The sequence below is a fragment of the Agreia sp. Leaf244 genome (assembly GCF_001422695.1).
Lineage (GTDB): Bacteria > Actinomycetota > Actinomycetes > Actinomycetales > Microbacteriaceae > Agreia.
This window is the reverse complement of the sequence record NZ_LMLX01000008.1, coordinates 67,347-93,237: the sequence shown is the minus strand read 5'-3', so window position 1 is coordinate 93,237 and position 25,891 is coordinate 67,347. Positions and strand designations below refer to the sequence as shown.

Sequence of the window (25,891 nt, the reverse complement as noted above, 5' to 3'; positions counted from 1 at the left end):
ACTCGGCGTGACACGTTGATAATCTGAGCCTGTGCCCGCATTCCCCGATCGACCCGCAACCGATGAGATCAGCGCGGCCCTGAGCTCCGTGGCCAGCGGCACGGCGGTGTCCGCCGTCGCGAAACGCCTGCTCGACCTGTTCATGGGCGGCGACATCGCGCCGGGCACCCGCCTGCCGCCGGAGCGTCAGCTCGCCGCGGCCCTCGGAATCGGCCGCTCGGCGGTGCGCGAGGCCCTCGCCGCACTCGAGATCCTGGGCATCGTCGACGTGCGTCCCGGCAGCGGCACGTACCTCCGCGGAACCGCCTCCGAGCTGCTTCCCGAGACGCTGAGCTGGGGCCTGATGCTCGGCGAGCCGCGCACCCGCGAACTGATCGAGGTTCGCGGTGCGCTCGAGGTCTTCGCCACAGAGCTTGCAGCGAGCCGCATGTCCGACGATGCGATGAAGCGGCTCAACCAGCACCTCACGGCCATGAAGGAGGCGGGCGACAACCGCACCCGCTTCATCGAGGCCGACCTCAAGTTCCACCTCGAGATCGCACGCGGCGTCGACAACTCGGTTCTTGTCACCCTGCTGCAGAGCATTCGTTCGCTGCTGCGCATCTGGGTCGAACGCGGCCTTCACGACACGTCCGACGCCGAGCAGGCCTACGACGAGCACGTTGCAGTGCACGAGGCCCTGCTGTCTCGCGATCCCCAAGCTGCTGCCGACGCGATGCGAGCGCACATGGTGACCGCCACCGAGCGGCTGCTCAGAACGCTTCCGGCCGCCTGATGGCCCGCACGACCTGGCGCTCGATCCTCAAGATCTTTCCGATCGTCATCCTGGTGGTCGACATCCTCATCCGCATCGGCGCGGTCGTCACCGTTCCCCGCAACCGCCGACCCAGCTCCGCCATGGCCTGGCTGCTCGCCATCTTCATCTCCCCCATCCCCGGCAGCCTTCTCTACGCGATGCTCGGCAGCTCCCGGCTGCCGAAAGACAGGCGCGACAAGCAACGCGAGGTCAACGCCTTCATCCTCGACGCTGCCGGACCGCTCGACGGCGCCGAGACCACCACGGCCGAACCCGCTTGGTTCGGCTCGGTCGTGCACCTCAACCGCACCCTCGGCGCCATGCCCCTCATCGCGGGCAATACCGCCACCCTGCTGCCCGACTACGAGGCGTCGATCCAGGCGATGACCGACGCCGTCGCATCCGCAAAGCTGTACGTGCACGTCGAGTTCTACATCCTCGGCCGCGACGAAACCACCCGAGCGTTCTTCGACGCGCTGAAGTCGGCCCACGAGCGGGGCGTCACCGTGCGCGTGCTCTACGACCACTGGGCCACCATGCGCAATCCGCGCGGTCGCTCGACACGCGCCTGGCTGCGGGAGAACGGCATCCGGTTCGAGGAGATGCTGCCGTTCCGTCCCTGGCAGGGAAACTGGCGTCGGCCCGATCTGCGCAATCACCGCAAGATCGTCGTCGTCGACGGCCACATCGCGTTCACGGGGTCGCAGAACATGATCGACTCGAGCTACGACAAGCGAGGAAACATCCGCCGGGGCCTGAAGTGGAAAGACCTGATGGTGCGGCTCGAAGGCCCCGCAGCGCTCGGCCTCGATGCCCTCTTCGTGACCGACTGGTACAGCGAGACGGGCGACATCGTCGAGACCGACGACACGCGCGCCACCCCGTCGGACTCCCCCAACAGCATCGAATGCCAGGTCGTTCCGAGCGGTCCCGGGTTCGAGGGCGAGAACAACCTGCGCCTCTTCAACGCGCTGGTCTACGGCGCGCAGGAGCGCCTGATCATCGCCAGCCCGTACTTCGTGCCCGACGACTCCATGCTCTACGCGATCACCACGGCTGCCGAGCGGGGCGTCGAGGTGCAGCTCTTCGCCTGTGCCGTGGCCGATCAGTACGTGGTCTACCACGCCCAGCGTTCGTACTACGAGACGCTTCTGCGCTCCGGCGTGCGCATCTTCCTCTACCAGGAGCCGACGGTGCTGCACTCGAAGCACTTCACGGTCGACGACGACGTGGCCGTGGTGGGGTCGAGCAACATGGACATGCGCTCCTTCAGCCTGAACTTCGAGGTGTCCCTCATGGTGCGCAGCGCCGACTTCGTCGAGCGGCTGCGCGCGATCGAAGACGGCTACCGCGAGAAGTCGCGCGAGATCACGCTCGAGCAATGGCTGGCCCGTCCGGCGGTGGCCCAGGCGCTCGACACCGTCGCCCGCCTCACCGCCGCCGTGCAGTAGCGCGGTCCGCGCCTCGACAGCTCAGTTCAGACCGCCCAGCCGCGCCGCCGCTGCGTCGCGCACGGCTCCCCGCCGAACGAGGGATGCGACGGCCTCGATCTCGGGCGAGAGGAAGCGGTCGGGCCCCGGCCCGTCGATCTCGGCCCGCACCACCTCGAGCACGGCGCTCGATCCCGCGCCGGGCTCGAGCGGTGCGCGCAGGTCGAGCGCACGGGCGGCCGTCATCACCTCGATCGCGATGACCCTGGTCAGTCCGTCGATGGCGGTGCGGAGCTTGCGAGCGCCGGCCCACCCCATCGACACGTGATCCTCCTGCATCGCCGACGACGGGATCGAATCGACCGACGACGGAACGGCGAGCCGCTTGAGCTCGGACACGATCCCCGCAGCCGTGTACTGGGCGATCATGAGGCCGCTGTCGACTCCCGCGTCGTGAGCCAGGAATGCGGGGAGCCCGTGGCTGCGCGCCGGGTCGAGCATGCGGTCGGTGCGGCGCTCCGACATGCTCGCGACATCGGCCGTCACGATGGCGAGGAAGTCGAGCACGTAGGCCACGGGCGCGCCGTGGAAGTTGCCGTTCGACTCGACACGCCCGTCGATCGTCACGACGGGGTTGTCGACGGCGGATGCCAGTTCTCGGCTCGCGACCAGGGCGGCGTGGTCGACGGTGTCTCGAGCAGCACCGTGCACCTGAGGCGCGCAGCGCAGCGAATAGGCGTCCTGCACCACGGTGTGGGCCGAGGGCCTGTGACTGGCGACGATCGGTGACCCCGCGAGCATCGATCGCAGGTTGGAGGCGGAGAGGGCCTGCCCCTGCTGGGGCCGCAGCGCCTGCAGGTCGGCGGCGAACACGGCGTCGGTTCCGAGTAGTGCCTCGACGCTCATGCCGGCGGCGATGTCGGCACTCGTCAGAAGCATCCGCAGGTCGTGAATGGCGAGGCTCAACTGCCCGAGCATGCCGTCGGTGCCGTTGATCAGGGCGAGTCCCTCCTTCTCGGCCAGCACCACGGGATCGATGCCCGCCGCCGCGAGCGCCTCGGCGGCCGGCATCGCTATCCCGAGGGCATCGCGCACCTCGCCCTCCCCCATCAGGGCGAGCGCGCAGTGGGCCAGCGGCGCCAGATCGCCCGAGCAGCCGAGGGAGCCGTATTCGCGCACGATCGGCGTGATATCCGCATTGAGCATGCCGGCGTAGCTCTCGACCGTCGACAGGCGGATGCCTGTGCGCCCGGTCAACAGAGTCGAGATGCGCAGCAGCATGAGGCTGCGGATGACCTCGCGCTCGACCTCGGGGCCCGAGCCCGCAGCGTGGGATCGAACCAGGCTCCGCTGCAGCTGCGTTCGCTGCTCGCTCGCGATGAACGTCGAGGCGAGGGCCCCGAAGCCGGTGGAAATCCCGTAGTGCGGCGCAGGGTCTGCTGCGAGCGCGTCGATGACGGCCCGGCTGGCCACGACTGCGGCGCGGGCGTCGGCATCGATCTCCACGCGTGCGTCGTGGCGTGCCACGGCGACCACGTCGTCGATATCGATCGGGCCGGTGCCGATATGCACAGCGGTCGAGGCGCGGGTGAGGGTCGATACGGTCTCGGTCATAACACCCATTCGACCGCGGGCATGCGGATGCCGATGGCCCGGATACGACGAAACCGTCTCGTATGCGAGACAGTTGAGCATGACCATCGAATCGGGAGCGCCCGCCGCGAGTGCGGCGTTGCGCATCCTCAGCCACCTGGCGGGCCAGAGTCGGCCTGTGCCCGCCGCGACCCTGGCATCCGCCCTCTCGCTGCCCCGGTCAACGGTCTACAAACTGCTCGGTGTGCTCGTGGACGCCGGTTTCGTGCTGCACTTCGCCGAGATCAGGCGCTACGGCCTGGGAATCGCGGCGTTCGAGCTCGGTTCCGGATTCGCCCGACAGGAGCCGCTCTCCCGACTCGGCCACCCGGTGCTCGCGCTGCTCGTCGACCGCATCGCCGAGAGCGCGCACCTCGCCGTGATGCACGGCCGCGACGTGCTGTATCTCATCGAGGAACGGGCTCCTCGCAGGCCGGCGCTCGTCAGCGATGTGGGCGTACGACTGCCCGCACACCTCACGGCCAGCGGTATCGCCATGCTCGCCGCGATGCCCGCCGCCCAGGTGCGGGCGCTGTTTCCCGATGCCTCGTCCTTCACCCGGCGTGGGGAGGAGACCGGACCGGAGACGTACGGTCGGCTCCGTCGTATCCTCACCGAGACGCGCACCCGCGGCTTCGCCGTCGAGGATCAGACGATCACTCCTGGACTCGCCTCCATCGCGGTCGCGGTCATCGACCACGTGGGATGGCCGGCCGCGGCGATCGCGGTGACCTTCGAGCGCGACGCGCACGATGAGCAGAGCCGGTCCAGGCTCGCGGAGGAGACAACGCGGCATGCACACGAACTGTCGCGGCGCATCGGCGGAGTCACCTCGACGAGGTGACGGCCTACGACGAGGCGGTGCGCCGCATCCTGTCGAAGGTGTCGCGGAGCAGCGCGGCGAGAGGCTCGTCAGAGGGCGAGCCGAGCCAGCGACCGATCGAGACGCTGAACACGGTGGCCGTGAGGTGTGCCGCGAGCACCGCGTCGATGGGGTCGCTGCCGCGCTTCTCGAAACCCGTGCGAAGCGCCTCGACCAGGGCGTCCTGCGCACGCAGCTGCCTCTCGCGCAGCCCGTCGTCGGACTGGATGATTCGATGGCGCTCGATGTAGTAGCTCTTCTCGCGGGAGAACTGTGCCGAGGCCACGGCCTCGAACCCGTCGGCGACGACCTGCAGGGGGCCGAGCGATGCGGGAGCCTCGGCGATGATGCCGGCTGCCTGTTCCGGAACGGCGCGCTCTTCGGCGAAGAGGGCGTCGCGCTTGTCGGCGAAGTGACGGAAGAACGTGCGTGTCGACAGCCCCGCGCGCTCCGCGATCTGGGGAACGGTCGTGGTCGCGAATCCCTGCTCGACGAAGAGTTCGAACGCCGCCCGCTCGAGCCGCCCTCGCGCATCCGGTTGCCAACGTGCCATTTCTCCATCTTAGTGATGACATGGCGTGCCATCATGTGTATTCTGATGACACGCAATGTCATCACTCGCACACCACACAGAGGACGCCCATCATGCCTACGAATTCCGCCGCCTTTCTCACCGCCCCTTACGCCGATCTGACTGTCGCCGAGGCTCCCTACACAGCTGCCGCGGCAGGCGAGCTGGTGATCCGCGCACGCGCCGTCGCCGTGAACCCCCTCGACGAGATCAAACAGTCAACCGGAAACGTGATGTACGGGTGGCTGCCCAGCCCCACCGTGCTCGGCGAGGATGTCGCGGGTGAGGTCGTCGAGGTCGGCGCGGGCGTCTCGGGCTTCACTGTGGGCGACCGCGTCATCGCCTACGCCGTGGGCATGGAGAAGAACCGCAATCACGCCGCCGAAGGCGCCTTCCAGCTGTTCACCGTCGTGCAGGCGCAGCTGACCGCTCGTATTCCCGACGAGCTGTCGTTCGAGGACGCCGTCGTGCTCCCCCTGGCCATCTCGACAGCCGCCTCCGCCCTGTTCCAGAGCGACCAGCTCGGCCTGCGGCATCCCACGAGCGGCGCGGCCGGTGCAGATGCCGACCCCACCGAGTGGGTGGTCGTCTGGGGAGGATCGACGAGCGTCGGAAGCAATGCCATCCAGCTCGCCGTCGCGGCCGGCTACTCCGTGCTCACAACGGCGTCGCCGTACAACCACGACCGGATGCGGGCGCTCGGGGCCCGACACGTCGTCGACTACCGCAGCGGCTCGGCCGTGCGAGACGTCGTCGCCCTCATCGAGGGCCGACCGGTGGCCGGCATCATCGCCGTGGGAACGGGATCTGCCGAACCCGCCCTGTCGATCGCCGTCGCGACCGGCGCCCGCCGGATCAGCCTCACCAGCCCCTCGGTCTCGATGAGCAGCCTTCCTCGCCGCCGCGCACCGCTGGCACTCGCGGGATTCGGACTGCGGATGCTCTCGCGCACCGTACCGCTGATGGTGAGCAGCCGCCTTCGGGGAATCCGCACGCGATTCGTCTGGGGCAGCGCGTTGATGAACACCGAGGTCGGACCCATGCTGTGGGGACGCTTCCTGCCCGATGCGCTCACCGCGGGCCGCTACGTGACCGCGCCGAGGTCGGAGGTCGTCGGCACCGGCCTCGAGAGCATCCAGCCCGCTCTCGACGCGCTTCGAGCCGGAGCCTCGGCGACGAAGTTCGTCGTCACGCTCTGACGCTTGTTCAGGCGTAGCTGTCGAATGCGGCGAGCAGTCGAGTGACCGAACCGCCGAGGTTCCAGTCCTTCGACAGCCTCTCGAGCTCGTCGCGTGCGTCGCCGCCGACCGGCGCGAGCCCGGCGCCGACCTCGGCAGGCGACGCCAGGTCGAGGTCGGGCACCACTGTCACGACCGTCGGCGCCACGTCGAGGTAGTCGCCGGCCGCCGCGATCTTGGACCGCACCGACGCGCTCAAGCCGCTGTCGGCATCCTGCGCAGCGTCGCGAATCGACTCGAGCGTGCCGTATTCGGCGAGGAGGGTCGCGGCCGTTTTCTCGCCGATACCAGCGACCCCGGGCAGCCCGTCGGAGGCGTCGCCCCTGAGGGTGGCGTAGTCGACATACTGGCTCGGAAGCACCTTGTACTTGGCGACGATCACCTCGTCGGTGACGAGTTCGAGGTTCTTCATGCCGCGCGCGGTGTAGATCACGCGCACCTCGTGCTCATCGTCGACGAGCTGGAAGAGGTCGCGATCGCCGGTCACGACATCGACGGCGGAGTTCGCGCGAGCAGCGTACGTGCCGATCACGTCGTCGGCCTCGTGATCTTCGGCGCCCACGATCGCGACCCCGGCGACCTCGAGCACGTGGCGAATGAGCGGAATCTGGGCGACCAGCCCCTCGGGCACCTCTTCGACGTCGGGCCCGTTCTTCACGGCCTTGGCCACGCGCTGCGCCTTGTAGCTCGGGACAAGAGCGACCCGCCACGTCGGGCGCCAGTTGTCGTCCCAGCAGGCGATGAGGTGAGTGGCCTCGAACTCCGTCGTGAGCCGCGCGATCATGTCGAGCAGGCCGCGCACCGCGTTGACGGGCGTGCCGTCGTCTCGCTTGATGGTGTCGGGCACCCCGTAGAACGCGCGGAAGTAGAGCGAGGCGGTGTCGAGCAGCATCAATCGGTCGGCCATGATCGATCTTGACACGCTCGACCCCGTTCGTGGTGTCGAGACCTCGGATGCGATCAGGCCGTCGCCTGCGTATCTCGACGTCGTGTGGAGACGACCACGAGCGAGAACGAGACGGCACCGAGAATCGTGCCGCCGAGCATCCCCAGAGAGGCGAGACCTGCGCGGTCGAGATCGCCGTAGGAGGGGACGACCGCGTTCACGATGACAACTCCCATCAGGAGCGGAGTAAGGATCGAGACGAGCGCGCCGATGCACACCGAGAAGGGCGCGGCACGTCGAGCCACGACGGCGGCGAGCACGCTCGCGATCAGGGCCACCGCAGCGGCGATGAGTTGAACGAGAACGAACGCTCGGGTGTTGAGCGCGAGCGACGCGTCGCTGCCTCGACCCGACAGCTCGACCAGGAACGTGCCCCCGACTACAGGGGCAGCGACGAGGCCGAAGACCACTGCCGCGATCAGGCCGATCACGGCCCAACCGATCCCGAGCACGGCGATCGCACGGGCGTCCAGGTCCTCGAGGGCCACGGTCCCCCTCGTCCTGCCGGAACGGCGACCCAGGCGCCCGTCGATACTGCGCGGCATTCGAGCCCCTCTCGCCCGCGGGCACAGCCCGACCGGAACCGCTCCGCCTCCAGGACTCGAACCTAGACCTAACAGCTCCAAAGGCTGTCGTGCTGCCATTACACCAAGGCGGATCGCGCACTCCGTGGAGCACGCATTCGCCAATTCTGCCAGACACGAACGGTGCCGACGGCCTCGGCCCCACATAATGGATGCGTGGCAGATGCGACTCCCCGGGATTCCGTCGACGGAATCGTCGACGCGTGGGAGCGCGAGCGACCCGATCTCGACTTCGCTCCGTTGAAGGTCCTCTCCCGGGTCTGGCGGCTGTCGCGGCACCTCGAGCGCACGCGACGAACAGCCTTCGCCACCAGTGAGCTCGAGTCGTGGGAGTTCGACGTGCTCTCGGCCCTGCGCCGCGCCGGCGAACCGCACCAGCTCAGCCCGAAGGCCCTGCTCGAGCAGACTCTCGTCTCATCGGGCACCATGACGAACCGCATCGATCGGATGTCGCGGCGCGGCCTGGTCGAGCGCCGCACCGACCCGCACGACGGCCGGGGAATCCTCGTGTCGATGACCGACGAGGGTCGTGACCGAGTGGACGGCGCCATCACGGCGCTCGTCACGGCCGAAGGCGAGCTGCTCGGCCGCCTCAGCAAATCCGACCAGGAGCGCATCGCGTCCCTCCTGCGCAAACTCAGCGTCGACTTCGACTAGGTGGGGCGTCTTATTCTCCGTCGTTTCGGCGTGCTCACGTCTGCCCTGCTGACCCTGCTGCTTCTGGCCACCGGCGTTCCGGCGAGCCCGGCCAGCGCTGCCGACGACGTGCGGGCGGATGCCGCATCCATCGCCCCGACACCGGCCACGGTCTTCGCCGACACGGCCGCGCGACTGGTCGAGGCGGCGACTCCCCCGGCGTTCGACCCCGGCTTCATCATCACCGACGAACTCTTCTACGACGGTGACGCCCTCGATGCCGGCGAGGTGCAGGCCTTCCTCGACGAGCAGGTTGCCGCCTGCGCCCCGGGCATCGAGTGCCTCGCCGACTACACGCAGGAGACCGTCACGCGCGCGGCGGATGAGGTGTGCGGGGCCTACAGGGGCCGCGAGTCAGAGACCGGCGCCGAGATCATCGCCAAAGTCGGCCTCGCCTGCGGCATCAGCCAGAAGGCCCTGCTCGTTCTGCTGCAGAAGGAGCAGTCGCTGGTGCGCAACCCCGCCCCGACGGCCGGCGACTTCTCGTTCGCCACGGGATACGCGTGCCCCGACACGGCGGCCTGCGATGTGGAGTACTCGGGCTTCTACAACCAGGTCTACTGGGCGGCATGGCAGCTGAAGCGCTACGCGAACCCTCCGGGAACGAGCGAATTCTTCACGAACCGGCCCATCGGCGAGCCGAGCCCGATTGCGTACAACCCTGAACGCTCCTGCGGCAGCGCCGACGTGACCCTGAAGAATATCGCCACGGCCGCGCTGTACTACTACACGCCGTACCAGCCGAACCCTGCCACCGTCGCGGGCAGTCCCGACGACCCGTGCGGCGCCTACGGCAACCTCAACTTCTGGCGCTTCTACTCCGAATGGTTCGGCGACCCGACCCGTGGGTCGATCACACAGGGTGCACTCGAGAACGTGTCGGTGGTGCGCGGACGCATCGTCGCCGAGGGCTGGGCGATCGATCCCAGCTCGGTGCGCGCATCCATTGACGTGCGTATCACGGTGACGGATGCGGCCGGCCGCCTCTCGACGACGACCGTCAGGGCCGGCGCGACATCGGACGGCGCGCTGTCGGTCAGCCGCTTGTCAGGACGCGACCACGGCTTCAGCGGGGGCACGGCGCTCGAGGCGCAGGGACTCGTCCGCGTGTGCGCGGTGTCGCTGCCCCTCGAGGGCACATCGTCGAGCCTTCACCCGCTGGGCTGCGCGACGGTGTTCGCGCTGACCCCCTGGCGCTAGTCGGTACCCGAGTCGAACGCCGCGCCCTCTGAGGCGAGGTCGGTGGCGCGATCCAGCGCCTCGCCGCCCTCGGACTCCTCGACCGCGTCGAAGATCTCTGTCGACTCGCCCTGTTCGAGCTGACCGACGAGCTCGGCTGTCGCGCCACCGACAAGACCTGCTGCGGCGTACTGCTCGAGGCGCGCACGCGAATCGGCGATGTCGAGGTTGCGCATGGTGAGCTGGCCGATGCGGTCGTCGGGGCCGAAGGCCGCGTCGCCGACGCGCTCCATCGAGAGCTTGTCGGGGTGGTAGCTGAGGCTGGGGCCCGTGGTGTCGAGGATCGTGTAGTCGTCGCCGCGGCGCAGTCGCACCGTGACCTCGCCGGTGACGGCCGAGCCGACCCAGCGCACGATGGATTCGCGCAGCATGAGCGACTGCGGGTCGAGCCAGCGGCCCTCGTACATGAGACGGCCGAGGCGGCGACCCTCGGAGTGGTAGTTCGCGATGGTGTCCTCGTTGTGCACCGCGTTGAGCAGGCGCTCGTAGGCGATGTGCAGCAGGGCCATGCCCGGCGCCTCGTAGATGCCGCGGCTCTTGGCCTCGATGATGCGGTTCTCGATCTGGTCGCTCATGCCCAGCCCGTGGCGGCCTCCGATGGCGTTCGCTTCCAGCACGAGGGCGACCGGGTCGGAGTACTCGACGCCGTTGATGGCGACCGGGCGACCGGCCTCGAAGCGCACGGTCACGACCTCGGAGGCGATCTCGACGTCGTCGCGCCAGAAGGCGACGCCCATGATGGGCTCGACGATCTCGATGCCGGCGCTCAGCTCTTCGAGCTTCTTGGCCTCGTGGGTGGCGCCCCAGATGTTGGCGTCGGTGCTGTAGGCCTTCTCCACGGAGTCACGGTAGGGGAAGCCGCGGGCGACGAGCCACTCGCTCATCTCCTTGCGGCCGCCGAGTTCACTGACGAACTGCGAGTCGAGCCACGGCTTGTAGATGCGCAGGCGCGGGTTGGCGAGCAGTCCGTAGCGGTAGAACCGCTCGATGTCGTTGCCCTTGTAGGTGGAGCCGTCGCCCCAGATGTCGACGCCGTCTTCCTTCATCGCGCGAACGAGCAGCGTGCCCGTGGCGACGCGACCGAGCGGCGTGGTGTTGAAGTAGGTCTTGCCGCCGGAGCGGATGTGGAACGCGCCGCACGCGAGGGCGACGAGGCCCTCCTCGACCAGGGCCGACTTCGCGTCGACGATGCGCGCGACCTCGGCGCCGTACTCGAGAGCCCTCGCGGGCACCTTCTCGATCTCGGGCTCGTCGTACTGACCGATGTCGGCCGTGTAGGTGCACGGAACGGCACCCTTCTCGCGCATCCACGCGACGGCCACGGAGGTATCGAGACCACCGGAGAATGCGATGCCGACTCGTTCGCCGACCGGAAGACTGCTCAAGACTTTAGACACGACGACAATCCTACGAGTGATCAGCCCTCGAGAAGTTCCGTCAGCTCGAGCCAGCGCAGTTCGACGGTGTCCATCTGGTCGCGAAGGGCCTGGACTTTCTGCTGCATCTCGCCCAGACCCGCGTAGTCGCTCTGGTCGTGCTTCGCGAAAGCCACATCCATCTCGGCGATCTGCGTGCCGAGCTTCTCCATCTTGCGGCCCGCCGCGGCGAGCTCCTTCTGGGCGTTCCGCAGCTCGGCACCCTGAAGGCCGGTCTTCTTGGCCGGGGCGTCGGCGGAGCCCCCCGCAGCGATACGCGCCTGCTCCTTCTGCTGGGCGAGGCGCAGTTCGAGGTACTGCTCCACCCCACGCGGGAGGTGGGTGAATCCGCCGTTCATCACGGCGTACTGGTTGTCGGTCACGCGCTCGAGCAGGTACCGGTCGTGGCTCACGACGAGCAATGTTCCCGCGTAGGAGTCGAGGAGGTCCTCGATGGCCGCGAGCATGTCGGTGTCGAGGTCGTTGGTCGGCTCGTCGAGGATCAGCACGTTCGGCTCGTCGAGAATGATGAGCAGCAGCTGCAGACGGCGCTTCTGTCCACCCGAGAGGTCTTTGACGGGGGTCGAGAGCTGAGCGCTGGTAAAGCCGACGCGCTCGAGCAGCTGACCCGGAGTCATCTCTTTTCCGCCGGAGACGTACGAGCTCTTCTGTCGGCCGATGACCTCGCTGACCCGGTCGTTCCAAATGTCCTCGAGCTCGAACAGCTGCTGGGTGAGTGTGGCGACCCGAATGGTCTTGCCGCGCTTCACCTTGCCGGATGTCGGCAGCAGGGTTCCCGAGACCAGGCTGAGCAGGGTGCTCTTGCCGGCTCCGTTGACACCCAGAATTCCGGTGCGCTCGCCGGGCGCGATGCGCCACGTCACGTCTTTCAGAACCTTCTTGCCATTGTCGTACTCGACCGAGATGTTCTCGAGGTCGACCACGTCCTTGCCGAGGCGCTGCATGGCCATCGCTGCCAGTGAGACCTTGTCGCGCACGGGCGGCTCGTCCTCGATGAGGGCGTTCGCCGCATCGATGCGGAACTTCGGCTTGGCCGTGCGGGCCGGAGCGCCGCGGCGAAGCCACGCCAGTTCCTTCTTCATGAGGTTCTGGCGCTTGGCCTCGCTGGTGGCCGCCATGCGGTCGCGCTCGACACGCTGCAGGATGTAGGCCGCGTAGCCTCCCTCGAACGGTTCGATCAGCCGATCGTGCACCTCCCACGTGGCGGTGCAGATCTCGTCGAGGAACCACCGGTCGTGTGTCACGACCATGAGCCCGCCGGAGTTCGTGGCCCAGCGCTTGCGCAGGTGCTGCGCGAGCCAGGCGATGCCCTCGACGTCGAGGTGGTTGGTGGGCTCGTCGAGGAAGATCACGTCGTGGTCGCCGATGAGCAGCTTCGCCAGCGCGATACGTCGGCGCTGGCCACCAGACAGGCTCGAGACGAGCACGTCCCACGGGATGTCCGAGGCCAGTCCCGAGATCACGTCGCGGATGATCGGATCGCCGGCCCAGACGTGCTCGTCGATGTCGCCGACGATCGTCTCTTTCACCGTGAGGTCGCCGTCGAGGTCGTCCGACTGGTCGAGCATCGCGAGGGTCACCCCGTTGCGGCGGGTCACCCGGCCTCCGTCGGGCTCGATGCGGCCGGCGAGCAGACGCAGAAGGGTCGACTTGCCGTCTCCGTTGCGACCGACGATACCCACGCGATCGCCTTCGTTGAGACCGATGGTCACGGAGTCGAAGATGACACGCGTCGGATATTCGAGATGGAGCGATTCCGCTCCCAGTAGATGGGCCACCTGTCGAGGTTACCCGCCATCCGACGGCCGCCCCGCCGGTCAGCCCAGAAAGCGCCTGACGACGGAGTCGATCGCCCGGGCAGTGAGGGCGATCGATTCGAGGTCGATGTGCTCGTCGTTGCCGTGGATGAGGTGTCGGAACCGCCCGTAGTCCCAGCGCTTCGACAGCACCGAGAATCCATAGGCCCGTCGCCCCTTCGCGCGATAGAAGCGTGCGTCCGACCCGCCGGCCGCGATGATCGGCAGGGGCACGGCCCCGGGATACGCCTCGTCGATCACGGCGGTCAGCACCTCGAACAGCGGAGTGTCCATCGGCGAGACATTGGCGGGGCTGAACGACGCCCCCACGATGTCGACGATCTCGATGTGCCGCATCAGGTCGCCGAGGGCGCTCGTGACGTAGGCGTCGACCTCCTCGGGCGAGATTCCGGGCAGCTGCCTGATGTCGAGGTCGATGCTGGCCTCGCCCGGAATGACGTTGATGGCGTCGCCCGCACGGATCACGTTGGGCGAGATGGTCGTGTGCGTCGTGGCGTGCGCATAGCCGGCCAGTTCGCCCAGCTCCGGCAGCGCACCGAGGATCTCGGCGACGGAGGTGAGCCGGCGTGCGACCTCCGGATCGAGGTCGAGCGCGTCGACGTAGCGCGGCCAGTAGTCGCCGATGACGGCGCGCGGGGCGAAACGCGTCAACCGGGTGACGGCCTCGGCCGCGATGACACCCGCATTCGACGATCCCCAGGGCGCCGAGCCGTGCCCGGGTATTCCCCTGATCAGCAGGCGACGACGGGCGAGGCCCTTCTCCCCCACCGTGACGGTCACCGAGTGCGGGGCGTCGGAGGACCCGCCCACAGGGATGCCGCCCGACTCCGTCAGCACGTAGTCGGCGTCGATGAGTTCGGGGTGATGCTGCATGAGCCACTCGATGCCGAGGCGGCTGCCGCCCTCCTCGTCGGCGACGGCCACGAAGACCAGGTCGCCCCTCAAGGCACGGCCCTCGGATGCGACGGCGCGGGTCGCGACGGCGTAGGCGGCCGTCAGATAGAGCATGTCGAGTGTTCCGCGGCCCCAGAGCTCGTCGCCGATGATGTCTGCGGCGAACGGGTCGTGACTCCAGCCCCCGTGCATCACGGGCACCACGTCGATGTGCCCGACGAGCGCGAGCGACGGGACTGTCGGATCGGTGCCGGGGATGCGCACGACGAGGGTGGCTCGACCGGGCGCGGATTCGACGACCACGGGATCGACGTCGACGCCCTCGAAGAAGCGACGCAGAACGTCGGTGTTCCTTATCTCTTGGCCGGATGCGTAGGTTCCGTCGTTCACGCACGCGCTGCGGATGAGGTCGCGCAGCAGCGCCAGCGTCTCGTCGCCGAGAGAGGGAGAGTCGGTCATCACTCCAACTTATCGCGCCCGGGTCGCGCGTTTCGTCATGGGGCCGGTCCCGGCGCCGGTAGCGTGATTGCATGCCCGACGAAACAACAGCCGAACTCATCGACGCCCACCTGCTCACCGTGCAGGACTTCCCCAGCGAGGGAATCCTCTTCCGCGACGTCACGTCGGTCTACGCGAACGGTCGGGCATTCTCCTCGGTCGTCGACGCGTTCGCCTCGCACGACTGGGGCCAGGTGGATGCCGTGCTCGGCATCGAGGCGCGCGGGTTCGGCATCGCGGCGGCGATGGCCTACGCCCGCGGAGTGGGCATGGTCTCGGTTCGCAAGGCGGGCAAGCTGCCCGGTGACCTGCTGAGCGAGGACTACGCCCTGGAGTACGGCACCGCGACGCTGCAGGTGCAGCCGGACGTGCTGCCGGAGGGTTCGCGCGTCGTGATCCTCGACGACCTCCTCGCTACCGGCGGCACTCTCGCGGCCGTCGTGAAACTCGCCGAACGCGCCGGCTGGATCGTGGCGGGAATCGGCGTGGTCATCGCTCTCGATGACCTCGGCGGTCGCGCCGCTCTGCCCGGTCACGAGGTGCTGGAGCTCAGCACCTACCCGGCGTCGTAGGCCGCCTGCCACGCCCTCCTGCGCCGGTCGAGTAGGCCGCCTGCGGCCGTATCGAGACCATTTCGCGGAGCGATTTCGATACGCCGGCTCGTGCCTCGCGCGGCTACCCAATCAGCGCCGACGTCGCGTCGCGTCGTCGTGCCCCTCCCAACGCGCCGGATGGGCCTGACGGCGCCACGAAAACCGCTCTTGCAGAGCAAACGGCCCTTCGACAGGCTCAGGGAACGCCACGCCCGACTGGCTCTTTACGCCACCCTGCTGCCGACGGCGAGCTTGCGAGCCGGCGTCTTCATTCGCGCGATCGCCCAAGCGAGTGCCCCCGCCGCCAGCAGGAGGTGCAGGGCGAGGCCGACGAACCACGACGGCAGCGTCTTCTTGTACGTCTCCTCCTGGGTCGGTCCCGGTTCGAACGTCGCCGTGCTGCAGTAGTCGAACTCCGGGCTCAGGTCGGGAGGCACCTGAACCGCGCGAACGAGAGATGCGACCCCGGTGAACAGATCGGTCGGGCTGCCGTACTCGCTGAACTGCGGCGGCGTGGCATCGGCCAGCACGACGTAGGGGTTCGCCGAGAGGATGGGCCAGAAGAGGTCGAATCGGGGTGCGGAGTAGGTGGAGGCCGTCGGAGGACCGCAGGTGTAGGAATCGCTGCCGTCTTCGTAGATCGCCTGCACAGTGGTGGCCTTCACCTCCGACTGAATGGCGACCCCTCCCAGGCCGAAAGCGATCAGCGTGCCGAGGCTCAATGCGGCGACGGCGAGATAACTGACGACGATCGAGAACAGGGGCCGGCCGAGGATCGCCGAGAGCCCGACGCCGACGGCGGCGATCACTCCGAGTTCGACGGCGAGAACCAGCAGCGAGACGAGGACGGTACCGACCGAGAGGCCTCCCAGGGCGGCGGCCACGACGAGGAAGGGCGAGGATGCCACCAGGAACGCCAGGGTTGCGATCCAGGCGGCGAGAAATTTGCCCAGCACGATCTGTGTTGCCGACACGAGGGTGACCTGAATGGTGGCCAGGGTGCCCGCCTCGCGTTCCCCGTTGATGGCGTTGCCGCTCAGCGCCGGGGCGATGAGGGTGCCGAGCATCAACACGAAGTAGATGATGAGCGAGTACAGCCAGCCGCCGCTGTCTTCCCCGCCGAAGCTGGTCGTCGCCAATCCGACAAGCACCGTGACGATTCCGATAAGCACGACGAAGACGCCCAGCAGCACGTACCAGGCCACGCCGCGCACGCGCTGGCGCAGCTCGAGGCCCACGATCACGCCGATCCCCGCCCAGAGCTTCACAGTCGTATCCCGTCGCCGGGCTCGGCCGGTCTCGCTTGAAGGTCGAGGAAGGTGTGCTCGAGGTCGCCCGTCGCAGGGGCGAACGAGGTGACCGCGACGCCCGCCGACACGAGCGCGCCGAGCAGGGCGGCGGCACGCTGTTCCGTGTCGACCGAGACGAGTATCCCTGATCCGTCGGCGCCGATCGCCTCTGCTGGTGTGCCGGCGGCAATGAGCGCCGGCGCGATCGACGTGGGCTCCAGAGCCCGGATGCGCCACGGCCGCGCGCTCGACGTGGCTCTGGCGACGCGTTCGGCGCTGATGGACGCGCCTCGCTCGACGTAGATCGCGGCGTCGGCGACTTCATCGAGCTCCGCGAGCACGTGACTCGAAACGAGAATCGTTCTGCCCTCGGCCGCGAGCCGACGCACCAGGATGCGCAGTTCGATCCGCGCGGCCGGGTCGAGGCCGGATGCCGGTCCATCGAGCAACAGCACCGAAGGGTCGTGCACCAGGGCCCTCGCAAGGCTGAGCTTCTGCTTCTGCCCCCGCGAGAGCACCCTCGTCGGTCTGTCGGCAAGCTCCCACAGTTCGACCAGGTCGATGAGCTCGTCGGCCCTGGCCGCGGCCTGCGCCACATCTCGGCCATACATGCGCGCGGTGAGTTGCAGGGTGGTGCGCACCGTCAGGGACGCCCAGGAGCCGAGCGTGTCCGGCATCCACCCCATGACCGCCCTGACGGCCATCGGATTGACGACGGGATCGTGCCCGGCGATACGGATCGAGCCCTCGTCGGGCGCGAGCAGGGTCGCAAGCATCAGCAGCAGGGTGGTCTTGCCGGAGCCATTGGGACCGACCAGTGCGGTGACCGTGCCCGGTCTTGCCTCGAAACTGATGTCGGTGACGGCGCGAACGCTGCCGAACGAGCGCCGCACCCCCTCGACCGCGATTCCGTCGGTTGTCGTGAGCATCATGACGCCTTTCGAAGTGCGGTCGTTGTGTGTGGTCTAGTCCGAGACGACTCGGGCGCCGTGCACGGGCCCGGTGACGCGCACGACGCGGTGCCGGGCCGCGCTCAGGGCGATCTGCAGCTCGAGCGCGGTGTCGAGGTTCTCGGCGAGGAACGCGACCGTCGGCCCGGAACCCGAGACCAGGCCGGCGAGGGCGCCGTTCGCCTCTCCGAGCTCGAGGATGCCGGTGAGCGCGGGGTTGAGATGCAGCGCCGGGGCCTGCAGGTCGTTGTAGAGGGCGTCGGCCAGCACGAGGGCGTCTCCCGAGCGGAGCGCCTGCAGTACGGCGGTGTCGACAGTGGGCTGCGTCTGGGCCGGAAAGATGTCCTGCGCGTGGCGGTCGCGGTGCCTGTCGAGTTCGCGATACACCTCGGGCGTGCTCGATCCGAAGTCGGCGAGCACGAGCACCCAGTGGAACGATCCCTTGGCCAGTGCGGGGCTCAACTGGTCTCCGCGGCCGGTGCCGATCGCGGTTCCCCCGGTGAGGGCGAAGGGAACGTCGGCGCCGAGACGCGATGCCAGGGTGAGCAGCTCGTCGCGTCCGAGGTCGGTGCCCCACAGCGTGTCGCAGGCGACGAGCGTGGCGGCCGCGTCGGCGGAACCCCCGCCCATGCCTCCGGCGATCGGAACGTTCTTCTCGATCTCGAGGTGCACGCCTCCCCGGTAGCCCGCCTTGCGCGCCAGCATGCGCGCGGCCCGGATTGCCAGGTTGGTACCGTCGACCTCGAGGCCCGAGCAGTCGATGCTACCGCCGAAGGTCACGGAGAAGTCATCGGCGATGCTCGCCCGCACGTTCTCGTACAGCGAGACGGCCTGATAGGCCGTGGCGACGTCGTGGTAGCCGTCATCCATGACCGCCCCGACCTTGAGGAAGACGTTGATCTTGCCCGGCGCCCGAACGTGCACTGTGGACAGCGCCCTCTGAGTGACCATGCAAACAACCTATATGCAACCGGAGGCGAGCTCCGACCGCAGCACTCCGAGCGACCCGCTACGCCCGGCCGAGGCCGGCCAGCACAGACACGAAATCGGCGAGGAACGCCTGTCGGTCGACATCGAGAACGACCTGCGTGTCCGGGGCGGGCGTCACGGGCCAGCTCACGGGCAGACCCTCATGCGTTCGCAGCAGGTGGGCGCGCGTCGCGAACCCGTCGGTGGTGATGTTGACCGGGCCGCTCAGCGACGACGTGATCCATTCGGGCTGCACGAGCAGCGCTGCGGCCAGTCCGTCGTGGGCTGGTGAGACCCGGCGTCCCCACGAGAACTGATAGAAGTCCATGTAGGCCTCGAGGATCGCGGCCGAGAAGGTGCCCCACTCCGTGCCCGCGCGGTGCAGAGCCTGCACGGCGACCTCGTCGACGATGGTGCCGGCGGTCACGTTCACGCCCACCATCACGAGGTTGGTGCGCGGCGCGGCGAACACGCGCGCGGCCGCCTCGGCGTCGTTGTGGATGTTGGCATCCACCATCTGCACGGTGCCGAGCGGGGGGAACGGCCCGGAGCCGCCCATGATGACCGTCGAGCGGAACAGGGTCAGCAGCTCCGGCTCGATCTCGAGCGCGAGCCCGACGTTCGTGAGCGGACCGATCGGCAGCAGGTCGTAGTAGCCGGGGCGCGAGCGAGCGAGCTCGACCAGCAGTTCGGCCGACGACAGGGGCGACAGGTTCTTCGGCGCCAGCTTCTCGCTGTACAGGTCGCCGAGGCCGTCGCCTCCGTGCACGTGGCCGGCGATGCGCGGCTCGCCGTTGATCGGTCCCGCGGCTCCTCGTGCGACGAGTGTGTCTTCGAGCCCGGCGATCTTCAGCACACGGGCGATGTTCGCGACCGCGTCTTCGACCGGGGTGTTGCCGTAGACGCTCGTGATCGCCGAGATCTCGGCGTCGTCGCGGCCCGCCAGGTAGAGCAGCGCGAGGGCGTCGTCGATTCCGGTGTCGGTGTCGACGATGATGTGGCGCACGTCGCTCGGCTCTGCTGCGGTCATGCGAGGGTCTCCTTGGGGGTGAGGGCGTGCGTGCGTCGACGCGTCACCACGACGCGCATGATCACGAGAACGACGAGGGTGATGGCGTAGGGCGCGGCATCGGTGAGCTGCTGCGGGGCGCCGATGCCCTGCAGCCGGAAGCCGAGGGCCTCGGCCGCGCCGAATCCGAGGCACGCGACGGGCAGCCAGAAGGCCTTGTTGGCAACGAGGATGACCGCGGCGACGGCGATCCATCCGCGCCCGGCGGTCATGTTCTCGGTGAACAGGGTCACGTTGCCGAGCGACAGCTGGGCTCCGGCCAGGCCGCAGAGTCCACCGCCGAGGATAGTGACCCATGTCTGGTACCGGGCGACGCCGATGCCCAGCGTGGCGGCGGCATCCGGATGCTCGCCCACGCCGCGCAGGCGCAGCCCGCCGGGCGTGAGCCGCAGCCACAGGCCCGCCGCCACGATGAGCACGAACGCCAGCGGCACCAGCACGGACTGCCCGGCGAACACGTCGCCGATCACGGGGATTCCCTTCAGGAAGGGCATGGTGCCGATGCCGTCGAGGCCCTGCGGCGCGAACGATCCGGAGGTGTCGAAGAGAACGCGCAGCAGAAAGCCGGTGAGTCCGAGCGAGAGAAGGTTCGTGCCGATCGCGATGATGATGGGGTCGGCCTTCCACCGCGCAGCCCCCACCGCGAGGATCACGGAGTAGATGGCGGTCGAGAGCACGGCGACGAGCACCCCTGCCCAGGCGTTTCCGGTGTAGTAGCTGCCCGCGACGGCGGCGAATGCGCCCCACAGCATCTGCCCCTCGAGGGCGATGTTGAACACGCCGGCCTGCGCGCACAGGGCTCCGGCCAGGGCGGCGAAGAGGATGGGCGTCGCGCTGGTGAGCACGGCCGCGACGAAGCTCCACTCGAAGATGCTCATCAGCTGTCCTTTCCGGCGCCGGCCCGCCGACGATCGAGAACCACGCGAAGCGCGAGGATCACAATGACCACGCCCTGCAGCACGTCGGAGAGCTGGCGGGGAACCTCGGCCGTGCGCTCCATGCTCGCTCCCCCGACCTGCAGGATGGTGAACAGGATGGCGGTGACGGGCACGAGCGCCGGTCGGCCCCCGGCGAGCAGCGCCGCAGCGAGACCGGCGAAGGTGTAGCCGGGCGAGATGAGCGCCCCGTCGATGAAGCGGTAGGGCGACGAGAGCACGATGATCGCCCCGACCAGCCCGGCCACGGCGCCGGCCGACCCCATCGCTCCGAGCGCGAGTCGCCCGGGCTTGAGGCCCGCGTATTCGCCGAAGCGGCGGTTCGCTCCCGTGACGCGCAGCTCGAAGCCCACTGCCGAGCGCGAGTCGACGACATAGAAGATCACCATGACGGCGATGATGAGCAGCAGCCCGACCGTGGTGTAGCGCAGGTCGCCGAGGCTCCAGATGTGCGCGTCCTCCGGGAGCACGGGTGTCTGGGCGTTGCCCGATCCCTTCTCTGCCAGGGGAAAGCGCACGAGGTACGAGGCCACGGCCACGGCCACCGGCGACAGCAGCAGGGTCGAGATGATGATCGGGATTCCGAAGCGCGTGGCGAGCGGCGCCGACACGGCTGCGAATCCACCGCTCACGAGCATCGCCGCGATCAGCGCGAAGGGCACCGCGACGATTCCGGGCAGACCGAGCTGGCTGGCCACGACGTAGGCGGTGATGCCTCCGAGCACGAGCTGCCCGTTACCGCCCAGGTTGAACTCGCCCATGCGCAGCGGGATCGCGGCGACGAGTCCCATGCCGCAGATGAAGCCCCAGACCGAGAACGTGTAGTCGAGGTTGCGCACGTCGAGCGAGCCCTGCAGCACGGCCGCGTAGGCGTCGATCGGGTTGAGCCCGGCCAGCAGGATCACGACCGCGCCGATGAGGATCGCCAGCACGACGGCCCCGATGGGAACGACGGCGGGATGACGGGTGAGTCTCGCGATCATGCTGTCCACTCTTCCCCGGCCGCCGCGGCGGCCCCGGCCATGGCCGCACCGATGCGCTCGGCGCTCGCCTGCGACCGGTCGAACTCGGCCACGATCTCGCCGGCGAACATGACGAGCACCCGGTCCGCCAGGGCCAGCAGCTCCGAGATCTCGTGCGAGACGAGCAGGATGCCGCGGCCCGAGGCCCGATAGTCGAGCAGGCGACCGTGGATGGCCTCGATGGCCCCCACGTCGACGCCCTGGGTGGGCTGCTCGGCGATCAGCAGCGGGGCGTCGAACGACAGCTCCCGGGCGATGACGACCTTCTGCGCGTTGCCGCCGGAGAGCGATCCGACCGGTTGCTTCTCGCCCGAGGTGCGGATGTCGTACGACGAGATCTGCTCGCTCGCGCGCGTGCGGGCGGCGACCAGAGACATCCAGCCCCTGCCGAAGCCTTTCGGTCGGCCGATCGGCGGCTGTCTGTGGTGGCCGAGCGAGAGGTTCTCGGTGATCGACATGGTGACCGCGCTGCCCTCGCCGCGCCGGTCTTCGGGAATAACCGCGAGGCCGGCGGCTCGACGGGCGGCGACGGGCGCGCCCGTCACGTCGTGGTCGCCGAGCCGGATGCGCCCGGCCGAGACGGGGGTCGTTCCGAGAATGGCGGCCACGAGGTCGTGCTGGCCGTTACCCGAGACGCCGGCGATGCCGACGATCTCGCCGCGGCGAACCGAGAGCGAGACGTTCGAGACCCTCTCGACGCGGGCATCGGTGACCGACACGCCCTCGACCTCGAGCACCGTGTCGCCGAGCGTTCCCGTTCCGGGGTTGGCGACGATGTCGACCTCGCGGCCGGTCATGGCACGCACGAGCTCGGCCGACGTCGTGTCGGCGGTGACGAATCGACCGGAGACCCGGCCGTCGCGCAGCACGGTGACCTCGGTCGACACGTCGAGCACTTCTTGGATCTTGTGGGTGACGAGCACCACCGTGGTGCCGTCTTCGGCAGCCCGTCGGATCACCGTGAACAGCGAGGTGACCTCGGAGGGGGTGAGCACGGCGGTCGGCTCGTCGAGGATGAGGATTCGGGCGTCGCGGTGCAGGGCCTTGAGGATCTCGACGCGTTGCCGCGCTCCGGCCGACAGGTCTCCGACCCTGGCCTGCGGGTCGGTGTCGAGCCCGTAGCGGTCGGCGAGGCTGCGCACGCGCTCGGCTGCTGCGGCGCGAACGATACGGCCGCCCCGAGTGGGCTCGGCGCCGAAGACCACGTTCTCGGCCACGGTCATCGAGTCGAAGAGCCGGAAGTGCTGGTGCACCATGCCGAGTCCGGCAGCGATGGCGTCGAGCGGACTCTGGAAGGAGCGCGTCTCTCCGTCGACCACGATCTCGCCCGAATCCGGGCGCACGAGACCGAACAGGATCGACATCAGGGTCGACTTTCCCGCACCATTTTCGCCCATCACGGCGTGAACGGTGCCCCGGGCCAGCACGAGGTCGATGCGGTCGTTCGCCACGACGGCATCGAACCTCTTGCTGATCGCTCTCAGCTCTACTGCGGCGGTGCTCATCCGGCGGTGAGGGGATCCTCGACGGTGATCTCACCCGAGATGATCTGGTCGCGGACTTCCGCCACCTTCTCGATCACATCGGGGTGCTCGGCGATGAGGCACTTCGACGACGCGACGTCGTCTTCGAGGCCCGTGACGCCCACGCCGCCCTCGGCGAGGCCGTACGACTTGAAGCCGCCGCCGTTGCCCGCGAAGATGTCCTTCACCGCGTTCTCGACGGCGACGTCGACGCGCTTGATCGAGTTGTCCACGACGTTTCCGGGCGACTCGAGGCACTGGTTGGAGTCGACACCGAAGGCCTTGAAGCTGCCCGCGGCCGCAGCCTCGAACACACCGAGGTTTCCGGCGGAGGCCGCCGCGTTCACGTAGTCGGCACCCGAGTCGGCGATGATCTGGGCCTGCGCCTTGGCACGGGCCTGGTCACCGAAGGGGTTGTCGCCGCCCACGTACTGCTGGGTCGTCTTGACCTCGGGGTTCACGCTCTTGGCCCCCGCGAAGAAGGGGTCGATCCAGCGGTGGATGAACGGGGTGTCGAGAGCGCCGATCGCGCCGATGCTGTTCGTCTGCGTGAGCAGGCCGGCCTCGACGCCGATCAGGTAGTTCGACTCGTACTCCTTGAACACGGCGGCGGTGAGGTTGTCGGTGGGCTCTTCGGCCGAGGTGTCGATCAGCAGGAACTGCTGGTCGGGGTTGTCGGCGGCCGCGGCCGTGACCTGGTCGAGCACGCTGAACGAGACGCCGATGATCACGTCGGGCGCGGCACGCACGGCCTCGTCGATGTTCTGCTGGATCGACGCCGGGTCCTTGCTCTCGTAGATGTCGACCTTGGCGCCGTTCGCCTTGCCTGCGGCCTCTGCACCCTCGACGGCGAGCTTCAGGAAGTTGTTCGAGCCGACAGCGGTCGGCGTGATGAGGATGATCGACTTGTCGAGCGACGCATCGTCGGACGAGCCGGAATCCGATGACGAACAGGCGGAGACGCCCGCGACGAGCGCGGCCGTGAGGGCGACGGCGCCGATGCGCCGAGTGAGAGTGGACATGGGTGTCTCCAGGGTTGCTGTCGGGAGGGGGTGCGATCCAACGCTAGCAAGGGTCGAGGGGGTCGATTCACCCCCTCGTCACAGACGGTAACGGGTGTCAGGCGTCGGCCGAGGCGCGACCGATGCGGTGGAAATCCTCCATCGTCAATGCTTCTCCACGCATCGTGGGTTCCACTCCGGCCCGCTCGAGCACGGCCTGGGCCTGCTGCGTGTCTCCGAACACCGGGATCAGCGACTGGCGCAGCATCTTGCGGCGCTGCTGGAAGGCGGCATCGACGACCTCGAAGGTGCGCACGCGCACCTCCTCGGTGTCGGGCAGGGTCTCGTGACGCTGGAACGACACCAGCACCGAGTCGACGTTGGGAACGGGCCAGAACACCTGCCTGCTCACATTGCCGCTCGTCTTCCAGTCGCCGTACCAGGCGGCCTTCACGCTCGGGCTGCCGTAGATCTTCGACCCGGGAACGGCCGCGAGCCGGTGCCCGACCTCGGCCTGCACCATCACCACCCCGGACTGGATCGACGGGAAGTGCTCGAGGAAGTGCAGCAGCACGGGAACCGAGACGTTGTACGGAAGGTTCGCGACCAGGCGCACCGGCGCATCCGGCAGGCTCTGGATGCTCATGGCATCGTCGCGCACGACCGTCAGGCGGGCGTCGGGCTGCAGGGCGCGAACGGTGTCGGGAAGCTGCGCGGCGAGACGCTTGTCGATCTCGACGGCCACGACGCTGGCGCCGGTCTCGAGGATGCCGAGGGTCAGCGACCCGAGGCCCGGCCCGACCTCGACGACGGTCTCCCCCGGCTGCACTCCGGCGACGCGTACGATGCGCCGCACCGTGTTGCCGTCGATCACGAAGTTCTGCCCGAGCTTCTTGGTGGGCGTCAGGTCGAGCAGTTCGGCGAGGTCGCGGATCTCGGCGGGGCCGAGGAGCTTTCCTTCGACAGGCTCAGGGAGCGGAGGGGTCATTCGGCGATCACCGGCTCGGAATCCCAGGTGCCGTAGACCAGCTCCGTGTTCGAGGTGATCTGGGCTGCGAGCATCGACACGTCGGCGCCGAGATGCGACGCCATGAAGCGCAGCGTGTGCGGCAGCAGGTACGGGGCGTTCGGTCGCCCGCGCAACGGGGTCGGGGTGAGGAAGGGCGCATCCGTCTCGACGAGCAGCAGCTGGCGGGGAGCGACCTCGAGTGCGTCGCGCAGGTTCTCGGCGTTCTTGAACGTGACCGTTCCGGCGAACGACATGTACCAGCCGTTCTCGGCGCAGATGCGGGCCATCGCGCCGTCGCCGGAGTAGCAGTGGAACACGGTGCGCTCGGGCGCGCCCACGCGCAGCAGCGTCTCGATCACGTCGTCGTGCGCGTCGCGATCGTGGATCTGCAGCGCGAGTCCGTTCTGCTTCGCGATGTCGATGTGCGCCTCGAACGAACGGAACTGCGCAGCCCGCCCCTCCTCCGGCGTTCGGAAGAAGTCGAGCCCGGTCTCGCCGATGGCCCGAACCCGCGGGCGCGTCGCCAGCTCGGCGATCACGGCGAGCGCGTCGTCGAGTTCGCCTGCTGCGTCATACCGCGGCGCCTCGTTGGGGTGGATGGCGACGGCCGCCAGCATGCGCGGCTCTCGCGCGGCCTGCTCGGCCGACCAGATGCTCGACTCGACGTCACCGCCGACCTGCACCACCCCGCGCACCCCGACGCTCGACGCGCGGTCGAGCTGCTCGAGGTAGTCGAGCACCTCGCGCTCCCCGTTCCCTGAGCTTGTCGAAGGGCCATCCCCGTCGTTCCCTGAGCCTGTCGAAGGGGGCGGGTCCAGGTGCGTGTGATTGTCGTACACGCCCACCACGAGCGGCTCGGGCAGCGGCGGATAGCTGTGGTCGGTAGGCACGA

24 protein-coding genes and 1 tRNA gene are annotated in these 25,891 nt (G+C 68.6%); 7 read left to right on the top strand and 18 right to left on the bottom strand.

Annotated elements, in window-relative coordinates:
* The first annotated feature begins 31 nt into the window (after window positions 1-31).
* Both ASF06_RS18615 and cls read left to right on the top strand, forming a co-directional pair.
* A complete protein-coding gene (locus ASF06_RS18615; protein WP_055950653.1) occupies window positions 32-775 on the top strand; it encodes a FadR/GntR family transcriptional regulator in 744 nt (247 codons plus the stop codon).
* A complete protein-coding gene (gene cls, locus ASF06_RS18610) occupies window positions 775-2,247 on the top strand; it encodes a cardiolipin synthase (RefSeq protein WP_055950650.1) in 1,473 nt (490 codons plus the stop codon). The genes ASF06_RS18615 and cls overlap by 1 nt, the downstream gene beginning before the upstream one ends.
* A gap of 21 nt (window positions 2,248-2,268) precedes the next feature.
* Here cls and hutH read toward each other — a convergent pair whose 3' ends face one another.
* Complete coding sequence (gene hutH / locus ASF06_RS18605) at window positions 2,269-3,840, bottom strand: histidine ammonia-lyase (RefSeq protein WP_055950648.1); 1,572 nt, start codon at window positions 3,838-3,840, stop codon at window positions 2,269-2,271.
* A gap of 79 nt (window positions 3,841-3,919) precedes the next feature.
* Between hutH and ASF06_RS18600 the strand changes: the two genes are divergently transcribed.
* The gene (locus ASF06_RS18600; RefSeq protein WP_055950645.1) at window positions 3,920-4,702 is read left to right on the top strand and encodes an IclR family transcriptional regulator; all 783 of its coding nucleotides are present in this window, start codon (window positions 3,920-3,922) and stop codon (window positions 4,700-4,702) included.
* Window positions 4,703-4,706: 4 nt separating this feature from the next.
* On the opposite strand, the gene ASF06_RS18595 is transcribed toward ASF06_RS18600, so the two are convergent.
* Entirely contained in the window at window positions 4,707-5,273 is a 567-nt protein-coding gene (locus ASF06_RS18595; RefSeq protein ID WP_055950642.1) for a TetR/AcrR family transcriptional regulator, read from the bottom strand.
* A 92-nt stretch (window positions 5,274-5,365) separates the two neighbouring features.
* Between ASF06_RS18595 and ASF06_RS18590 the strand changes: the two genes are divergently transcribed.
* A complete protein-coding gene (locus ASF06_RS18590; protein WP_055950639.1) occupies window positions 5,366-6,490 on the top strand; it encodes a zinc-binding alcohol dehydrogenase family protein in 1,125 nt (374 codons plus the stop codon).
* Window positions 6,491-6,497: 7 nt separating this feature from the next.
* Here ASF06_RS18590 and ASF06_RS18585 read toward each other — a convergent pair whose 3' ends face one another.
* From ASF06_RS18585 to ASF06_RS18575, 3 genes are all read right to left on the bottom strand, one after another.
* Window positions 6,498-7,436 carry a 5'-3' exonuclease gene (locus tag ASF06_RS18585; protein WP_200920418.1) on the bottom strand — a complete coding sequence of 313 codons (939 nt, stop codon included), beginning with the start codon at window positions 7,434-7,436 and terminating at the stop codon, window positions 6,498-6,500.
* A gap of 53 nt (window positions 7,437-7,489) precedes the next feature.
* Complete coding sequence (locus ASF06_RS18580) at window positions 7,490-7,963, bottom strand: hypothetical protein (RefSeq protein WP_055950632.1); 474 nt, start codon at window positions 7,961-7,963, stop codon at window positions 7,490-7,492.
* Window positions 7,964-8,061: 98 nt separating this feature from the next.
* Window positions 8,062-8,133 (bottom strand) — tRNA-Gln (locus ASF06_RS18575).
* Window positions 8,134-8,215: 82 nt separating this feature from the next.
* Here ASF06_RS18575 and ASF06_RS18570 point away from each other — a divergent pair.
* The gene (locus tag ASF06_RS18570) at window positions 8,216-8,716 is read left to right on the top strand and encodes a MarR family winged helix-turn-helix transcriptional regulator (RefSeq protein ID WP_055930391.1); all 501 of its coding nucleotides are present in this window, start codon (window positions 8,216-8,218) and stop codon (window positions 8,714-8,716) included.
* Window positions 8,717-9,955, top strand: coding sequence for a hypothetical protein (locus tag ASF06_RS18565; RefSeq protein ID WP_157439259.1), 1,239 nt, complete (start codon window positions 8,717-8,719; stop codon window positions 9,953-9,955).
* On the opposite strand, the gene argG is transcribed toward ASF06_RS18565, so the two are convergent.
* From argG to ASF06_RS18550, 3 genes are read right to left on the bottom strand one after another with little or no spacing between them, the layout of a single operon-like run.
* A complete protein-coding gene (argG, locus tag ASF06_RS18560) occupies window positions 9,952-11,391 on the bottom strand; it encodes an argininosuccinate synthase (protein ID WP_055950625.1) in 1,440 nt (479 codons plus the stop codon). The two genes, ASF06_RS18565 and argG, sit on opposite strands and share 4 nt — an antisense overlap.
* 20 nt (window positions 11,392-11,411) lie before the next feature.
* Window positions 11,412-13,208, bottom strand: a complete 1,797-nt coding sequence (locus ASF06_RS18555; RefSeq protein ID WP_055950622.1) for an ABC-F family ATP-binding cassette domain-containing protein — start codon at window positions 13,206-13,208, stop codon at window positions 11,412-11,414.
* Between the two features lie 39 nt (window positions 13,209-13,247).
* Window positions 13,248-14,600 carry a M20/M25/M40 family metallo-hydrolase gene (locus ASF06_RS18550; protein WP_055950620.1) on the bottom strand — a complete coding sequence of 451 codons (1,353 nt, stop codon included), beginning with the start codon at window positions 14,598-14,600 and terminating at the stop codon, window positions 13,248-13,250.
* A gap of 71 nt (window positions 14,601-14,671) precedes the next feature.
* On the opposite strand from ASF06_RS18550, the gene ASF06_RS18545 reads away from it, so the two are divergent.
* Window positions 14,672-15,211: an adenine phosphoribosyltransferase gene (locus ASF06_RS18545; RefSeq protein ID WP_055950614.1), complete on the top strand. Its 540-nt coding sequence runs from the start codon at window positions 14,672-14,674 to the stop codon at window positions 15,209-15,211.
* A 245-nt stretch (window positions 15,212-15,456) separates the two neighbouring features.
* Here ASF06_RS18545 and ASF06_RS18540 read toward each other — a convergent pair whose 3' ends face one another.
* The 10 genes from ASF06_RS18540 to ASF06_RS18495 form a co-directional block, all read right to left on the bottom strand.
* Window positions 15,457-16,500: an ABC transporter permease gene (locus tag ASF06_RS18540; RefSeq protein WP_235501076.1), complete on the bottom strand. Its 1,044-nt coding sequence runs from the start codon at window positions 16,498-16,500 to the stop codon at window positions 15,457-15,459.
* Window positions 16,497-17,453, bottom strand: a complete 957-nt coding sequence (locus ASF06_RS18535) for an ABC transporter ATP-binding protein (protein ID WP_235501075.1) — start codon at window positions 17,451-17,453, stop codon at window positions 16,497-16,499. The genes ASF06_RS18540 and ASF06_RS18535 overlap by 4 nt, the downstream gene beginning before the upstream one ends.
* A gap of 33 nt (window positions 17,454-17,486) precedes the next feature.
* Window positions 17,487-18,422, bottom strand: a complete 936-nt coding sequence (locus ASF06_RS18530) for a 4-(cytidine 5'-diphospho)-2-C-methyl-D-erythritol kinase (protein ID WP_055950611.1) — start codon at window positions 18,420-18,422, stop codon at window positions 17,487-17,489.
* A 58-nt stretch (window positions 18,423-18,480) separates the two neighbouring features.
* Window positions 18,481-19,470 carry a nucleoside hydrolase gene (locus ASF06_RS18525; protein WP_055950609.1) on the bottom strand — a complete coding sequence of 330 codons (990 nt, stop codon included), beginning with the start codon at window positions 19,468-19,470 and terminating at the stop codon, window positions 18,481-18,483.
* Entirely contained in the window at window positions 19,467-20,387 is a 921-nt protein-coding gene (locus ASF06_RS18520; RefSeq protein WP_055950606.1) for an ABC transporter permease, read from the bottom strand. Before ASF06_RS18520 ends, ASF06_RS18525 begins: the two co-directional genes overlap by 4 nt.
* Complete coding sequence (locus ASF06_RS18515; RefSeq protein WP_055930422.1) at window positions 20,387-21,427, bottom strand: ABC transporter permease; 1,041 nt, start codon at window positions 21,425-21,427, stop codon at window positions 20,387-20,389. Before ASF06_RS18515 ends, ASF06_RS18520 begins: the two co-directional genes overlap by 1 nt.
* Window positions 21,424-22,971: an ABC transporter ATP-binding protein gene (locus ASF06_RS18510; protein ID WP_055950603.1), complete on the bottom strand. Its 1,548-nt coding sequence runs from the start codon at window positions 22,969-22,971 to the stop codon at window positions 21,424-21,426. Before ASF06_RS18510 ends, ASF06_RS18515 begins: the two co-directional genes overlap by 4 nt.
* Window positions 22,968-24,011 carry a BMP family ABC transporter substrate-binding protein gene (locus ASF06_RS18505; protein WP_055930429.1) on the bottom strand — a complete coding sequence of 348 codons (1,044 nt, stop codon included), beginning with the start codon at window positions 24,009-24,011 and terminating at the stop codon, window positions 22,968-22,970. Before ASF06_RS18505 ends, ASF06_RS18510 begins: the two co-directional genes overlap by 4 nt.
* Before the next feature lie 97 nt (window positions 24,012-24,108).
* Window positions 24,109-24,978: a 16S rRNA (adenine(1518)-N(6)/adenine(1519)-N(6))-dimethyltransferase RsmA gene (rsmA, locus tag ASF06_RS18500; RefSeq protein WP_055950600.1), complete on the bottom strand. Its 870-nt coding sequence runs from the start codon at window positions 24,976-24,978 to the stop codon at window positions 24,109-24,111.
* Window positions 24,975-25,889 carry a TatD family hydrolase gene (locus ASF06_RS18495; RefSeq protein WP_055950597.1) on the bottom strand — a complete coding sequence of 305 codons (915 nt, stop codon included), beginning with the start codon at window positions 25,887-25,889 and terminating at the stop codon, window positions 24,975-24,977. Before ASF06_RS18495 ends, rsmA begins: the two co-directional genes overlap by 4 nt.
* Between the last annotated feature and the right edge of the window lie 2 nt (window positions 25,890-25,891).

Bases quoted from the DNA above. Each gene is read 5' to 3' on its own strand.
- rsmA (WP_055950600.1), bottom strand. From the start codon at position 24,978: ATGACCCCTCCGCTCCCTGAGCCTGTCGAAGGAAAGCTCCTCGGCCCC.
- ASF06_RS18545 (WP_055950614.1), top strand. From the start codon at position 14,672: ATGCCCGACGAAACAACAGCCGAACTCATCGACGCCCACCTGCTCACC.
- ASF06_RS18525 (WP_055950609.1), bottom strand. From the start codon at position 19,470: ATGACCGCAGCAGAGCCGAGCGACGTGCGCCACATCATCGTCGACACC.
- ASF06_RS18585 (WP_200920418.1), bottom strand. From the start codon at position 7,436: ATGGCCGACCGATTGATGCTGCTCGACACCGCCTCGCTCTACTTCCGC.
- ASF06_RS18530 (WP_055950611.1), bottom strand. From the start codon at position 18,422: ATGGTCACTCAGAGGGCGCTGTCCACAGTGCACGTTCGGGCGCCGGGC.
- ASF06_RS18550 (WP_055950620.1), bottom strand. From the start codon at position 14,600: ATGACCGACTCTCCCTCTCTCGGCGACGAGACGCTGGCGCTGCTGCGC.
- ASF06_RS18595 (WP_055950642.1), bottom strand. From the start codon at position 5,273: ATGGCACGTTGGCAACCGGATGCGCGAGGGCGGCTCGAGCGGGCGGCG.
- cls (WP_055950650.1), top strand. From the start codon at position 775: ATGGCCCGCACGACCTGGCGCTCGATCCTCAAGATCTTTCCGATCGTC.
- ASF06_RS18510 (WP_055950603.1), bottom strand. From the start codon at position 22,971: ATGAGCACCGCCGCAGTAGAGCTGAGAGCGATCAGCAAGAGGTTCGAT.
- ASF06_RS18600 (WP_055950645.1), top strand. From the start codon at position 3,920: ATGACCATCGAATCGGGAGCGCCCGCCGCGAGTGCGGCGTTGCGCATC.
- ASF06_RS18535 (WP_235501075.1), bottom strand. From the start codon at position 17,453: ATGATGCTCACGACAACCGACGGAATCGCGGTCGAGGGGGTGCGGCGC.
- ASF06_RS18505 (WP_055930429.1), bottom strand. From the start codon at position 24,011: ATGTCCACTCTCACTCGGCGCATCGGCGCCGTCGCCCTCACGGCCGCG.
- ASF06_RS18520 (WP_055950606.1), bottom strand. From the start codon at position 20,387: ATGAGCATCTTCGAGTGGAGCTTCGTCGCGGCCGTGCTCACCAGCGCG.
- ASF06_RS18590 (WP_055950639.1), top strand. From the start codon at position 5,366: ATGCCTACGAATTCCGCCGCCTTTCTCACCGCCCCTTACGCCGATCTG.
- hutH (WP_055950648.1), bottom strand. From the start codon at position 3,840: ATGACCGAGACCGTATCGACCCTCACCCGCGCCTCGACCGCTGTGCAT.
- ASF06_RS18515 (WP_055930422.1), bottom strand. From the start codon at position 21,427: ATGATCGCGAGACTCACCCGTCATCCCGCCGTCGTTCCCATCGGGGCC.